This window comes from Thermoactinomyces sp. DSM 45891, assembly GCF_900119485.1.
GTDB lineage: Bacteria > Bacillota > Bacilli > Thermoactinomycetales > Thermoactinomycetaceae > Baia.
Window position 1 is genome coordinate 79,864 of the sequence record NZ_FPJZ01000011.1, and the last position, 14,177, is coordinate 94,040.

The following is a 14,177-nucleotide window of genomic DNA, read 5'->3' on the forward strand; positions in this document are numbered from 1 at the left end:
GACGGCACTACGGGTCCTCAAGGGGACACTGGGCCTCAAGGGCCGACGGGCGCGGATGGTGCGGACGGCACTACAGGGCCTCAAGGCGGCACCGGGCCTCAGGGACCTACTGGACCTCAAGGCAATACCGGACCTCAGGGCAACACAGGACCTACTGGATCAAATGCAGTAGCAACTAATGCTATCTTCGTTCCAGGTGCTACAGCTTTAAATGCTGCCGGGGTAACTATTCCTTTGACTGAAGAGAGGAATACTAATACTACCCTGATTAATTTTAATGGAACGAATACGATTACCTTAGCCCAAGGCTTATACTTTATATCCTACGATATTCGAGTAACTCTTAATCCTGCCAATGTCAACATTGGTAGATTAGAAATCGTCGCTCCAGGTGTGTTTACCGATTTGACTGCACAAGTAGCCCCGGTTGCAGGAACGTCAACAGGGGTAATTGGACGAAACATTGTTTCAAGTGGTTTAATACCAGTAGGTGTAGGTGGCGCTGCTCTTTCCTTCCAAGGGCTCGTCACTGAACTTAGTGATCATAATGGGCCCACTGGGCCAGCTGGCATTTCCGTTACAACAGTTCCCGTATTTTCTAATATTTCAATTATAAGGATCGATAATTAATTGCACAAAAAATCGGCAATAATTTATCAATCAGGATTATTTTTCTATCCAATTGAAATTAATTTAAAAACTAGAAAAAGCACCTCCAACTGTTTGGAGATGCTTTTTCTATTGGCTAAAGCCTGTTTCGATAGGTTCTGACCTAATATAATTGCGAAAAAGTATCAAGTTCTGACAAGTACGCTGATAAAGTGTATATGGTATAAACATCTATTCCCAAGGCTGATTTACTGTAAGAAAGTCCGCAAACTCTTTGCTTTCTTTCCTTCTCACTCTACGTGCTTCAGCTCTTCGCGGAGCCGTTTCATACAACTTCATTTCTTCTTCTGTTTCTGGGACAACAGATGGTACAGCAATGGGGGTTCTATTGGCATTTAGAGAAACGAATGTGAGGAAGGAAGTAGCTGCAATCTTTCTTTCTCCGCTTAATAAATCTTCTTTGACCACCTTTACAAACACCTCTATGGATGTGCGCCCGGTCCATGTCACGAATGACTCCAAACTAACCGCATCTGTGGGTCTGATCGGATGCAAGAAGTCAACAGAATCTGTGGACGCGGTAACAACAGATTGGCGACAATGTTTGGTTGCCGCGATAGAGGCAATGTCGTCAATATAAGCCATTAGCTTTCCACCAAACAATGTATTATGGTTATTCACATCTGGCGGAAACACTCTTGCCGTTTTATAACATCTGGATTCTCGAGCATATCTCTTTTTCATTCGCATCTTCCTCTCAATTAAATTGGCTTAGCGGATGATACTACTTCTTTTTATTCCCAAAGATACGAGTGAACGCGTTATGTAAGTCGGGATAAGCAAATGAATATCCACTTTCCTGAAGTTTGCGGGGGATTACTTTACTCCCTTTGATCAGTAAAGAATCCGCCATTTCCCCAAAGAGAACCCTCAATACAAAAGCAGGAAGGGGCAAAATGGTAGGACGATGAAGCACTTTTCCTAGCATACTTGTGAATTCCTGATTGGAAACGGAATATGGACTGACGATATTAACCGGACCGGTGATAGACTCTTGTTTGATTAAGAATTGTACAATGAGTGGTATTTCTTCAAGTGCAATCCAGCTCATTATCTGCTTACCGTCCCCTATTCTCCCACCCATTCCTAGCCGAAAGGGTAATAACATCTTGGCTAATGCTCCGCCTTTTTCACTTAGTACAATACCAAAGCGCATATGGACTACTCGAATCCCGGCTTCTTTTGCTGATTGAGTAGCAGACTCCCACTCCGATATTACCTTAGCTAGAAAATCATTACTTTTCGTACTCTGTTCATTTAGGATGATAGAAGCAGGGTGATTTCCGTAATAACCAATAGCCGATGCCGAGAGAAGTACTTTGGGAGGTTGTTTTAAACGAGACAGTGCATGACAAAGCACCGTCGTTCCTCTTGTGCGACTCATTAAAATACGTTCCTTCTGCTTGTCATCCCAACGACGAGACGAGATATTCTCCCCAGCTAAATGGATTAGGACATCACATCCTTCTAATTTATCCGTCTCCACCACACCTTGGTCTGGATTCCAATACACAGTAGATCTCTTACCATCTTCTTTTTTCACTCTTATGATCTCAACAACATGATCACCTTGGCTTTTAAAATACTTAGTTAGTTCAGTCCCAATCAGTCCAGTGCATCCCGTAATGGCGATTTTCAAACAAAGCACCCCCTTCTCTTGACGATTTACTCTCGAAACAGCTCTTGTAAGAACTTCTCCCTATTTTGTAAGAAATATTTTGTTACTTGGAAGTGATCGGTCATTTCATACTCAATTTCTCTAATGGGACTATGATCAAAACTCAAAATGGTAGCCTTTGGATATCCAAGAAGTATGGGAGAATGTGTTGCAATAATAAATTGGCTATCCCCTTTAGAGGCTAATGTATGTATTATTTTCAAAAAAGCAAGCTGTCGTTGCGGAGAGAGTGCCGCTTCTGGCTCATCCAATAAATAAATTGCTTTCCCCTTAAAACGATTTAAAAATAGAGATAAAAATGATTCTCCGTGTGATTGCTCGTGTAAAGAACGTCCACCGTACGCTTCTGCTCCTTTTATTTCATCAATATGAGATGCAAAATGATAAAAGGACTCTGCTCTAAGAAAAAAGCCCTTTGTGACTTTTGGAAGCCAAGAAAGGCTTATATACTCCCCAAGTGCTGATCCAGATGCATGAACATCATATAGATTATTCCGGCCTCCACCAGCCGTATTAAATCCACATTTATCCGCAATCGCCTCTAGTAAGGTAGACTTTCCAGAGCCATTTTCCCCAACAAAAAAAGTAACTTGGCTCTTCAAATCTATATGGTCAAGATGTTTGATATACGGAATAGAAAAAGGATATTCATGAAAAGAAGAGATGAGATCTTGTTGAAGTGTAATTCGGTTTAAAAACATATTTTTCACCCGCTGGCAAATGTCAATAATATTAAAAGTCAATGTACCATTGTTCGTTCTCGGTTCATTGACTTTCTACACTTGCACTTATTTTTGCACACCACTTGTTATCTCTGCAACTTGTTTCGGGTGTTTTTCAATCCATTTTTTTGCCGCCTGATCTGGAGTCATACCGTTTGCTACATCGAGCATGACTTCTTCCATGTCGCTAGCAGTCCAAAAGAATTGATCGATCATCTTAAACGCCTCTGGTTGATCTTCTTTAAACCCTTTTCGCACGATCGTGTAAATGTTTTCAGGTTCGCCAAAGGTTTTCTTTGGATCATCTAAGTACTTTAGATCATACTTAAGGAACATCCAATGCGGAGTCCAACCTGTAATCACAATCGGTTTTTTCTTCTTATACGCTCGATCTAATTCTGCCACCATCGCCGCATCAGACCCTTCTAACAACTTCATTCCCAGATTGTACTGCTTGATTGTCTCCTTCGCGAGCAACATGGTTCCAGATCCAGGGTCAATCCCGATAATCTTTTGATCAAATTGTTCTTTTTGAGAGGCCAACTCCTCAATCGAATTGATGTTTACATATTTCGGAACAACCAGTCCGATACGGGTCTTTTCCAGATTTACACCTAAATTGACCAAATCCTTTTTATACCTATCGTAGTATTGGGCACCTGTTGTTGGGAGCCAAGCCGCTACCATCGCATCTGCATTTCCGGTTGCGATTGCATCATACATCGGTCCCGGCTCGACTCGAATCATTTTTACTTGAAATCCTTCTTTTTCTAGGATGTTTTTAAGTGTGTAAGTACTTGCTTCTTCTGATACCCAGTTTACATAGATGAGTTTAATCTCATTTCGCTTTACGCCACTTTGTGCAAAGCTTGTGATCGTCAACGCGAAAATCGTGAGAATTGCTACAGGAGCTGCCCATTTTCTTGTTTTAGCAAGAAATGGAATCTGCCTCTGTCTACTCCTATTATCTTCTCTATTTTGATATAAATTCTGGGTGAGACGATCTAGAATGATCGCAATAATGACGATAGCAAGTCCACTTTCAAACCCGATTCCCACTTTTAATCGAGTAATCGATTCTAAAACGACAGCACCAATCCCTTCAGCACCAATCATACTCGCCGTAACCACCATCGAAAGAGAGAGCATGATCGTCTGATTCACTCCAGCCAGAATCGTCTGCTGGGCAAGAGGGATCTCTACTTTTATTAATTTCTGCCAAGGAGTAGCACCAAAGGCTTCGGACGCTTCTTTTAGATCAGCCGAAACTTGTCGTAATCCTAAGCTGGTAAAGCGGATCGTAGGAGGCATGGCAAAAATAACAGAAGCGATGACCCCTGGCACTGTTCCAAGTGAGAAAAAGAAAACTGCTGGAATTAGGTAGACAAAGGCTGGCATAGTCTGCATGAAATCTAACACAGGTTTTAAAAAGGCTTGTACTCGATCATTTCGCCCAGACCATAAACCTAAGGGAATCCCAATGATAACCGCAATGAGCGTGGAAGTAAGTACTAGTGAAAGGGTTTGAATACTCTCATCCCAGTAACCTAGATTCCATATGAGCAGAAGTCCAGCGAGAGAAAAAACCGCAGTCCAAATTTGAGTGATCCACAAGATAAAGAAAATTAATATACAAATCGTAGCAAGTGGTGGTAGTACACTTAAAATTTTAGTAAAAAAAACGACTGTTGGTTCAATCATATTTTTAATGAGCTGAAAGAGTGGATCAAAATGGTCTTGTAACCAATTAACTAGCCATTCAATCCATTCAGCAAGCGGAATCTTGGGAATCATTCTTTCTCACCTCCATATCCAGCAAATGCGGAAAATAAAGCTCCTCTTCCGATTACACCTTTTAATTTCCCCGATTCATCGGTCACGATTGAAGGATAGAGAAATTCGCTTTCCGCCATCAGTACTAAAAGGTCATTAATGGGTGTTTCTTTTGAAACAGTGACGCAATCTGCAACCAGAATATCTTCTAACGAAAGATTTTTTTCTAATGCCTCTTTTAACCCTTCTGCTGTCACGATTCCTTTCACCATACGGTTTCGATCGGTTACGACGATAGTAGGGATCGCTTTCTCTTTCATTTTTTTCAATGCTACACGTGGTCCATCCTTCCCCATCATAATCGACTCTGCTGGTTTCATGATCGCCTCTGCCGTTATCACATGGGTTAAATCGACGTTCTTCACAAATCGTTTTACATACTCATTTGCGGGATTGGTTAAGATCTCTTCAGGAGTTCCAATTTGTTGGACCGCACCATCCCTCATTAACATAATCCGATCTCCGATATGGATCGCTTCATCTAAATCATGGGTGATAAAGATAATCGTCTTCTTCATGCGCTGCTGGAGATCAACTAACTCATCTTGCATCTCTTTACGAATCAGGGGATCTAATGCACTAAACGCTTCATCCATCAACAAAATATCTGGATCATTTGCCAAGGCCCGCGCAAGCCCCACTCTTTGTTGCATCCCACCACTTAATTGATCTGGCTTTTGGTTCGCATAGTTACCTAAACCTACCAATTCTAAGGAATCCATCGCCTTTCTTTGACGCTCTACTTTTATAACTCCTTGAATCTCTAACCCAAACTCCACATTTTCTAATACAGTCCGATGAGGAAAGAGAGCAAACTTCTGAAAAACCATTCCCATCTTTTTTCTGCGAACTTCGCGTACTTCTTCAGCCGACATTTTCATAATATCCTTGCTATCCAATAAAATAGACCCATCTGTTGGCTCTATTAGTCGGTTCAGGAGGCGAACAACAGTGGATTTTCCACTTCCGGATAACCCCATAATCACAAAAATCTCTCCGTTGTATATATCAAACGTTGCACGATTTACTCCAATCGTACAACCGGTCTCTTTTAAAATCTCTTCTTTCTCTTTGCCTTCGTCCAAAAGCTTTAACGCCCTCTTCGTTGAGCGTCCAAATACCTTGGTAAGATTGCGGATTTCCAGCTTATCCATTCTTGTCTCCTCCACGGGAAGAAATGATGAACCTATTATTCCCTAGTTTACATTTTTGTTTCAAAGAAAAAGTCTATTTTGTTTAGTTATCTTCTATTCACTTCATAAATCTCTACTATAGATTAATTCTTGTTTTACGAAAAAAACAAAGGGAATGCTATCCATGAATTAACATGCCACCGGGGGTGATCGCTTGAATGGGAAACGATCCATCTTATTTTTTGTTATAGTTACAATGGTAACACTCTGTTTTTCAACTGTCCACGCAGCTACTCCATCCGCCTTGAGAATTCCAACGATTGAAATCTTTGATACGACTCAAGGAAAGGTCATAGCAAAAATACAAAACTCAGGTGAGATCCAACAGGAAGTAAAGAACATGCTAGGTAGAATCATCAGGCGGAGTCCACAAGCGAATCTAGAGGCAAAAAATCAACTGATGATTCGCGTACCATTAGAACCTTCCATTTATGTTCAAAAAGATAGTATCATTACGGGTTACATGTCCGAAGTGATTGTCATCATCAATAAATCCGGTTCCCTTTCCCACTCCCATCTACTATTATTTAATGAAGAAAACCAGCCTGTTTTGATTGAGTGTAGCTTTAATTTAGCTTCATTTCTGGGTAAGATAGGATATCATAACCGATAGCCCCCTATCGGAGGAGGATTTCTGTATGATGTATTGGATGATTGGCTTAGCTGGGATGCTAGGTGCTTTGCTTCGCTACTACATTGGCTTATTCATTCCTTCAGGCGAGCTGTATGGATTTCCTCTTGGGACTCTCATCGTCAATTTCATTGGTTGTTTCTTACTTAGCTGGTTTACGGTTTGGTCTATGCAGAGAAAAAGTATTCCTTCGTGGTTTCGAATGGGATTTGCTACAGGGTTTATTGGGGCATTCACAACTTTCTCTACGTTTAGTGTGGAAGTAGTAAAGATGCTGGATCATGGCTTATGGATCATGGGATTTTTTTATTTGTTCCTCTCATTATGGGGAGGTCTATTTTTAGCTTGGATCGGTTACAAAATGGCAATGAAACAAGGGGAGAAGAACCGATTGGAAGGTGGATACTCATGATTATAAACAGTTTATTAGTAGGAATTGGAGGATTTCTCGGGGCCATCTCTCGTTTTATCATCAGTCGACGATTAAACAAGCCCATGCCTAGTCTCCCATATGGAACCTTGATGATAAATCTTTTCGGTGCATTTCTTCTAGGATTGGCCAGCGGAATGCGCTTATCGGAGCTGTGGATGTTATTAGTGGGGACAGGCTTCTTAGGGGCCTTCACCACGTTTTCGACTTTGCACTGGGAGAGTGAACAACTAAAACAATCGAGGGAGTGGAATAAGTTCCTGATGTACCTTGGGCTAAGCTACACGATCGGGATTTTCCTTGCATTTGTAGGTTATAGGGTCGGGCAAACCGTATATTAGGGGAGAGATCTGAAATGAGAATACAGTTAGTAAAAAACGATTTACAATATGCTGAACAAATTTATCACGCCTCTCAGGAAGAACACGTGCGTACAGCTCTAATGTTACCCGAGGGAACAATCGACAACACACGTACTTTTATCGAGAGTACGATACTGGCTGAAACAGAAGGAAAAGTGCTTTCGAGAGTAATTCTAAACGAAGTCGGTGAGGTAATCGGCCACACTACGTTAAAAGATATCAATCACCCGGATGGATTCGCCCATTTAGGGACATGGATTAGCTATCCTTTTTGGGGTAAAGGATACAACGAGGAGTCAAAGCAACTTATTTTAGAGATTGCTTTTCATGAAGTAGGGCTAGAGTGGGTATTTTTAGGGGCAAGTAAACGTAATATTCGGTCCCAAAAGGCACAAGAAAAATTACCTTACATTCGATTACATATCGAAAACCAGTTCCCACAAGAATTAGAGAAAATAGAAAAGCAACTTGGGGAGTTATGTGTGCTACATGGGGTACATAAGCTGGATTACTTTCATTGGGAGCATAAACAAAAATCACATCTTACCATATCCATTCCGAAAAATCATACAGCGATCTCCTCTTTTACGGCATCCAACTGTAGACGATCCCATTCACGGTGAATGATCTCCTTCTCCAGTTTCGATACATCCAATCGACAATAAGTGATCTCTAATAAATCTCGATTTAGCTGATTTAGTCTTTCTAATGCATTCATTCCATCACGTCCTTGACTCTACCAATATCTATTTTCATTTGGTCTATACCCCTATTAAAACATGATTGAAACTATGATTTGCTCCAAGAATATTTTTTCTTTATGAATAATAAATGATCATCAGGCTACTGAGAATTCCTCAATAGCCTGATGCCATGTACTAATCCAGCACGATATATTGTCTTACGTAGGTATCATAATTCGAAGCTAACCCTCTTGATCACTTATGCTTGCTGGAACTGCGCCCTTTTTTCCAATTCATTCACGAGATACTCTGCTACTTTTTCCACTGTTGGGGAGAAGACAATCTCCTCATGTGTTCCAGGAACTGAATACATATTTACTTTCCCTTGTAATAGTGGCTTCCAATCTGTGAATAGCTCTTCTCCTTCTTCTGCACTAAAGTAGACGATCTCTCCACAGTATGGTTTTAAAGTGCTCTCAGCCATTATATTTAGAGACTTTCTGTGAGCATTCGCAAGTTGCTTGAGACTTGCAAGGTCGGCATCAGGAGGAAGAACCCCCACTGCTATTAACCTTTCAATCAGCATATCCTGTTGGTGAAGGAATTCTTCTCCCTGCTCAGTTGGATCTAGATGGGCAAAATGCTTCCATATATAAGAGATCATGGTCTCTTCCGTAGTATAGTCCCCTTCGGAGGGAACCTTCGTATCCATGAGTACCAACATTGCCACTTCTTCTCCACGGTTCCATAGCTCAGTTGCAATCTCATAAGCGATGGCACCACCTAGTGACCAACCACCCAGACGATACGGCCCCTCTGGCTGAATATACTTCATTTCTTCGATGTAAAGCCCCACCACTTCTGATAAAGTCAACTCATTCACTTTTTCCTTCGAGACGAGCGGATTTTGTAGACCGTAGAATGAACAATGATCTTTGAGATGTCTGGCTAACTGAATGTAACAGAATACGTTGCCCAAAAACGGATGAACACTAAAGAATGGCTGTTTCTCCGATTCTTGTAGTGGAACCAGTGTTAGTGATGATTTTGTCACACTTTGATTCTCACGGATGAGACAAGCAATCCCTTCGACTGTTGGGTTCTCAATGAGTGCGGATACCTTCATCTCAACTCCAAATCTCTCTCGGATCTTGGAAACCAATTTGAGCACAAGGAGAGAATGGCCACCTCTATTGAAGAAATCATCCTTTACATAGATTTCTTCAATGTTTAGTAACTCCTGCCAAATTTGAATCAGCTTATACTCGATGTCATCCCGTGGAATCATTAGGATCGAAGATGTATTTTCTCTTTGGATCTTTAAGAGGTTTAGTGCCTTTCGATCCACCTTCCCATTGGTTGTAAGCGGCAATGCATCTACTTCGATAAAGTGTGCAGGAATCATATAGACCGGCATCAGACCTTCTAAGTGTTCACGCCACTCATGTGGACTTCCTGCTCCCACCACATAGGCCACCATTCGCTGGTCCCCTGGTTGATCCTCTCTCACCAATACGACTGCCTCTTTTACCAATGGATGTCTTTCTAAATTCGCCTCAATCTCTCCAAGTTCAATTCGGAATCCGCGAATTTTCACCTGATTATCGATTCTTCCGAGATACTCTAGGTTACCATCGGCAAAATAGCGAACCAAGTCCCCCGTCCGATAGAGCCTCTCCCCTTCATGGAACGGATGAGGGATAAAACGTTCATCCGTAAGCTCTGGACGATTTAGATAACCGCGTGCTAGCCCCGCACCACCCAGATACAGTTCCCCCGTTACTCCTACTGGTACAGGTAACAAGTTGCCATCCAACACATAGGCCTGGACGTTAGGGAGCGGACGACCTATGGTAACTTTCTTACTATTTTGGTCGATACGATAGTATGTGGCATCAACCGTACATTCTGTCGGGCCATACACATTATAAAACTGGGTCTGGTCGAGTTTAACGAGTTGTTCCCATAGGGAAGGTGTAATCGCCTCTCCACCAACCCATACTGTGCTTGGAATATGAACATTTTCTCCCTCGAACAATCCATCATCTACAAGCGATTGAAGTAAGGACGGAGTCATGTCGAGTACATCCAATTGATTCTCTCGAACAAAGGAAATAAATTGTTGGGAATCCCTGCGAACCTCATTTGAAATGACATACACACTTGAGCCATACAAAAGCATTTGCAATTCCTGAACGGATGCATCAAAAGCAATTGAAGAACCTAAGCTGACGCGCAAATTGGCTGGTGTCCCCAACGAGAAGACTTCTTGATTCAATCCATAAGATAGATTGATAACAGAATGATGCTGTACCAAAACCCCTTTGGGATTCCCCGTCGAACCTGAAGTATAAATCACATACGCCAAGTTTTCACCTGTCACATCGCATACCGGTGATAGGATACTTTCACGTGAAATCATCTCTCTATCTTTATCCAAACAAACGATTTTCACTTCGGTGGGTGTCCAACCTACCTCTTCATTTGATATCAGGACTTGGAGCCCTGTGTCCTCTATAATGTAGCGTAGACGGCTTTCTGGGTACGATGGATCAAGAGGAACATAAGCCGCCCCAGCTTTCCAAATCCCCATCAGGCTGACAATCATTTCCACAGAACGATGGAAACATAAGCCCACTAATGACTCCGCTCCAACCCCTTGTTTCTGAAGATAATGAGCTAGTTGGTTCGCTTTCTCATTCATCTCCCGGTACGTTAACTGCTGATGTTCGTCCACAATCGCAACCATATCAGGTGTACGATTCACTTGTTCTTCAAACAATTGATGAATAGTGCATTTACGTGGATATGCCATGGCATTATCATTCCACTCTTCCAATAGTTGCTTCTGTTCGGCTTCTGTAACATACACCAATCCTGACAAAGCTTGATCCTTATTTTCCATCATTTGCTTTAATACAAGATGTAGATGATCCAGCACCCGTTGAATCGTGGATTCATCAAACCTACTACGATCATACATCAGTTTTAACGACAGCTGACTTCCTGGAACAACCGTTAAGCCGAGTGGATAGTGAGTTTGTTCCACTCCTTCTAAGTCTCCAATTTCCAGATCTCCTGACGACTCTTCTTTTACTGGATAGTTCTCAAACACATACAAGCTTTCGAACATCGGAGTCCCTCTTGGAACTTCGCTCCATCCCTGGATTTCGGTCAAAGAAGCATACTCGAACTGTCTTCTCTCGATCTCTTCCTCTTGTAACTGCTGCAACCATTCCCCTATTTTCACATCATCCGTTAATTGAATCCGTGTTGGGGATGTGGTAATGAACGGACCTACGATGTTTTCGACATCCACAATCTCTGTGGGTCGTCCTGAGCTGGTTACACCAAAAACAATGTCGTTTTCACCACTATATCGGCTCATGAGATACGCCCACGCGCCTTGAATCACTGTACTCAAGGTAAGCTTATTGCTCTTCGCCCAGTTTTGGAGATCTTGGGTGTCCTCTTCAGATACATAAATGCCCTTCTCTGTATAACCATTTCCTTGTCCATTGTTATCTATGAGAAGCGGGGTTGGCGCAGTAAAGCCTCTCAGTTTCTCTCTCCAATATTGTTCCGCTTGCTCTTGATCTTGCTCTTTCAGCCATTGGATATACTTCTTGTATGGCGGTGACTTAGGTAAATCTACCGTTTGTCCTTGGACCCTCTGCTTGTAGACGGTTAACAATTCGTTAAAGACAACCGGCAAGCTCCATCCATCCAATAAAATATGATGATGCGTCCAAACCACACGGTATTCTTCCTCTGCCTCTTGAATCACTGTCACTCGCATCAATGGTGCTTCATCGAAAGAAAAGGCTTGCTTCCGATCTGATAATAGGAAGGCATTTCGCTTCTCCTCTTGTGCTTCAACAGACAACGAGCGCCAATCTACTTGATTTAGCTGAAATGGGATCTGTTGGTATACCACTTGTAATGGCTCTTCCATCTCATCCCAAACAAAAGCCGAACGGAAGATATCATGTCGTTGAATCACCGATTCCCATGCTTGCTCGAAGATGGGAAGGTTCAATTTCCCTTTAAACTGGAAGCTTAGTTGCACGATATACGGTGCGGAATGCTCATCCCCTTGATCATGTAGCGTGTGAAAAAGCATCCCTTCCTGCAATGGAGACAATGGATAGAGATCCATAATAGGGTAGTTCGTTCCACGGCTCATTTTCGATAGTACTTTGGTCAGACCAGTTGGGCTTAGATTGGCAATCGCAAAATCCGAAACCGTCAACGCATCTTCTCCACCTGAAGATTGAATCAATCCACTCAGTTGATGAAGCATATTCTCTGCAACATATTGAATAGTTGACTTCTCAAACTGTCCAACCTGGTATGCCCAAGTGAAGTGAAGTTTTCCATCGGTGACCATCCCCATCACATCGATCAAATGAGATCTCTTGGAGCCATGAGCATGATCTAAGCTGGTAAATCCGGTCTCGGGAGCAAACATCGCATCATCAGAGAACATTTGATCAAATTGTCCAAGGTAGTTAAAGCTAATGGACGGCGTTGGTTGTAATTGGAAGCGTTCACCTATTACTGAATTCAGGTACCGCAAAACCCCATAGTCCACGCCTTTATTTGGGATTTTCCGTACTTGTTCTTTGACTGCTTTTAATGATTCGATGGGAGTATTTGCATCTATGATATTTAAATGAACCGGATAGATACTGGTAAACCAGCCAACAGTTCGCGAGATGTCAACGTCTTCGAATATCTGTTCCCGGCCATGTCCCTCTAGATCCACAGTCAGAGCCTGATGACCTGTCCATGCTGATGTGGCCTGTACCAAGGCTGTCAATAACACCTCATTGATTTGGACACGATGGGTGCTTGGCATCTCTTGCAACAACGCAAGGGTCTCTTTTTCGTCCAACACCACGGTAATCTCTTCTGTTTCTGTAGTAACAGAATCTCCGAGGGTAACCTCCACAGGTAGAGTGGCTACTTCTTGTTTAGACTGACCCTCCCAATAATCACGCACTTCTGGTGCAATCCCAGATTCAGCGTAATGATGCAATTTCTCTGACCATTCTTTAAAGGATGTACTCTTCTCAGGCAATTGAATCTTCTCTGATTGGCTCGCCTGGTTATAACCTGTTTGCAAGTCCTCTAGTAGAATCCGCCACGAAACACCATCCACTGCTACGTGATGAATCGCCCAGAATAAGCGACCGGCTCCTTGTTCGCCTTCATCAAAATACACCATTCTCATGAGTGGTCCTGTGTGTAGGTCCAAACTTGCTTGTGCAGTATCAATTTCTGCTTGAATCATCTGGTGCCATTCCACTTGTGGCACTTCGTCTAATGAGATCACAGTCAACGTCGATGATACTTCTTCTATTCCTTCATTCCATTGTTTCCATGCTCCATCTGACAAATGTTCATATCGGAAACGCAAAGCATCATGATGGGTCAGAAGAGTGTTCACAGCTTGTTCCAATGCCGCTACATCTAACCGCTCTTTTGTTCTAACAAACATCGATTGATTCCAATGATGCGGATTCGGATGTTCTTGCTCGAAGAACCATTGCTGGACCGGAGTTAGCCGTACTTCTCCGGTTACAACTCCCTGCTCTGCTTGAGCAGTTTTCTCTGTTTTCGCTACCTGTGCCAATTCGGCAATCGTTTGATGTTCAAACATCTGCTTCGGTGTAAGCTTTAAACCCATTTGACTCGCTCGTGAGATAATCTGAATGCTGAGAATCGAATCTCCCCCGATTTCAAAGAAGTTATCATGGATACCTACTTGTTTGATTCCGAGTACTTGTTTCCAAATGTTAGCTAGCACTTCTTCATTCAAACTACGTGGCGCTACCCATTCCTTCTCAATCTTCTGTCCTTCTGGCATGGGTAGGGCTTTTCGATCTACTTTACCGTTCGTTGTTAGCGGAATTAAATCCATCTTTACAAATCCAGTTGGAATCATGTGACTCGGTAGTTCTGTCTTGAGAT

At 42.4% G+C, this 14,177-nt stretch carries 10 protein-coding genes and 1 pseudogene; 5 read left to right on the plus strand and 6 right to left on the minus strand.

Annotated elements, in window-relative coordinates; translation table 11 throughout:
* Positions 1-630: pseudogene (locus BT147_RS15560) on the plus strand (hypothetical protein); the annotation flags it as partial.
* Between the two features lie 210 nt (positions 631-840).
* On the opposite strand, the gene BT147_RS10165 reads toward BT147_RS15560, so the two are convergent.
* The 5 genes from BT147_RS10165 to BT147_RS10185 form a co-directional block, all read right to left on the minus strand.
* Complete coding sequence (locus tag BT147_RS10165) at positions 841-1,353, minus strand: acyl-CoA thioesterase (RefSeq protein ID WP_072334607.1); 513 nt, start codon at positions 1,351-1,353, stop codon at positions 841-843.
* A gap of 40 nt (positions 1,354-1,393) precedes the next feature.
* Complete coding sequence (locus BT147_RS10170; protein WP_072334610.1) at positions 1,394-2,308, minus strand: TIGR01777 family oxidoreductase; 915 nt, start codon at positions 2,306-2,308, stop codon at positions 1,394-1,396.
* A gap of 26 nt (positions 2,309-2,334) precedes the next feature.
* Positions 2,335-3,048: an AAA family ATPase gene (locus tag BT147_RS10175; protein ID WP_072334613.1), complete on the minus strand. Its 714-nt coding sequence runs from the start codon at positions 3,046-3,048 to the stop codon at positions 2,335-2,337.
* A gap of 87 nt (positions 3,049-3,135) precedes the next feature.
* Complete coding sequence (locus BT147_RS10180) at positions 3,136-4,863, minus strand: ABC transporter permease/substrate binding protein (protein WP_072334616.1); 1,728 nt, start codon at positions 4,861-4,863, stop codon at positions 3,136-3,138.
* A complete protein-coding gene (locus tag BT147_RS10185) occupies positions 4,860-6,056 on the minus strand; it encodes a quaternary amine ABC transporter ATP-binding protein (RefSeq protein ID WP_072334619.1) in 1,197 nt (398 codons plus the stop codon). Before BT147_RS10185 ends, BT147_RS10180 begins: the two co-directional genes overlap by 4 nt.
* 193 nt (positions 6,057-6,249) lie before the next feature.
* Between BT147_RS10185 and BT147_RS10190 the strand changes: the two genes are divergently transcribed.
* The 4 genes from BT147_RS10190 to BT147_RS10205 are packed head-to-tail and all read left to right on the plus strand — an operon-like array spanning position 6,250 to position 8,141.
* The gene (locus BT147_RS10190; protein WP_072334622.1) at positions 6,250-6,708 is read left to right on the plus strand and encodes a hypothetical protein; all 459 of its coding nucleotides are present in this window, start codon (positions 6,250-6,252) and stop codon (positions 6,706-6,708) included.
* Positions 6,709-6,733: 25 nt separating this feature from the next.
* On the plus strand, positions 6,734-7,138 hold the full coding sequence (gene crcB / locus BT147_RS10195; RefSeq protein ID WP_072334625.1) for a fluoride efflux transporter CrcB: 405 nt from the start codon (positions 6,734-6,736) through the stop codon (positions 7,136-7,138).
* Positions 7,135-7,497 (plus strand): fluoride efflux transporter CrcB, encoded by a 363-nt coding sequence (gene crcB, locus BT147_RS10200; protein ID WP_072334628.1) that lies wholly within the window; start codon positions 7,135-7,137, stop codon positions 7,495-7,497. The genes crcB (BT147_RS10195) and crcB (BT147_RS10200) overlap by 4 nt, the downstream gene beginning before the upstream one ends.
* Positions 7,498-7,511: 14 nt before the next feature.
* On the plus strand, positions 7,512-8,141 hold the full coding sequence (locus BT147_RS10205; protein WP_072334631.1) for a GNAT family N-acetyltransferase: 630 nt from the start codon (positions 7,512-7,514) through the stop codon (positions 8,139-8,141).
* Between the two features lie 319 nt (positions 8,142-8,460).
* Here BT147_RS10205 and BT147_RS10210 read toward each other — a convergent pair.
* Positions 8,461-14,177, minus strand: a 5,717-nt coding sequence (locus BT147_RS10210; RefSeq protein ID WP_143187974.1) for a non-ribosomal peptide synthetase, incomplete at its 5' end; no start/stop codon positions are given.

Excerpts from the sequence above, each read along its gene's own strand:
- BT147_RS10205 (WP_072334631.1), top strand. The coding sequence starts at position 7,512 with ATGAGAATACAGTTAGTAAAAAACGATTTACAATATGCTGAACAAATT.
- BT147_RS10175 (WP_072334613.1), bottom strand. The coding sequence starts at position 3,048 with ATGTTTTTAAACCGAATTACACTTCAACAAGATCTCATCTCTTCTTTT.
- crcB (WP_072334628.1), top strand. The coding sequence starts at position 7,135 with ATGATTATAAACAGTTTATTAGTAGGAATTGGAGGATTTCTCGGGGCC.
- BT147_RS10185 (WP_072334619.1), bottom strand. The coding sequence starts at position 6,056 with ATGGATAAGCTGGAAATCCGCAATCTTACCAAGGTATTTGGACGCTCA.
- BT147_RS10180 (WP_072334616.1), bottom strand. The coding sequence starts at position 4,863 with ATGATTCCCAAGATTCCGCTTGCTGAATGGATTGAATGGCTAGTTAAT.
- BT147_RS10165 (WP_072334607.1), bottom strand. The coding sequence starts at position 1,353 with ATGAAAAAGAGATATGCTCGAGAATCCAGATGTTATAAAACGGCAAGA.
- crcB (WP_072334625.1), top strand. The coding sequence starts at position 6,734 with ATGATGTATTGGATGATTGGCTTAGCTGGGATGCTAGGTGCTTTGCTT.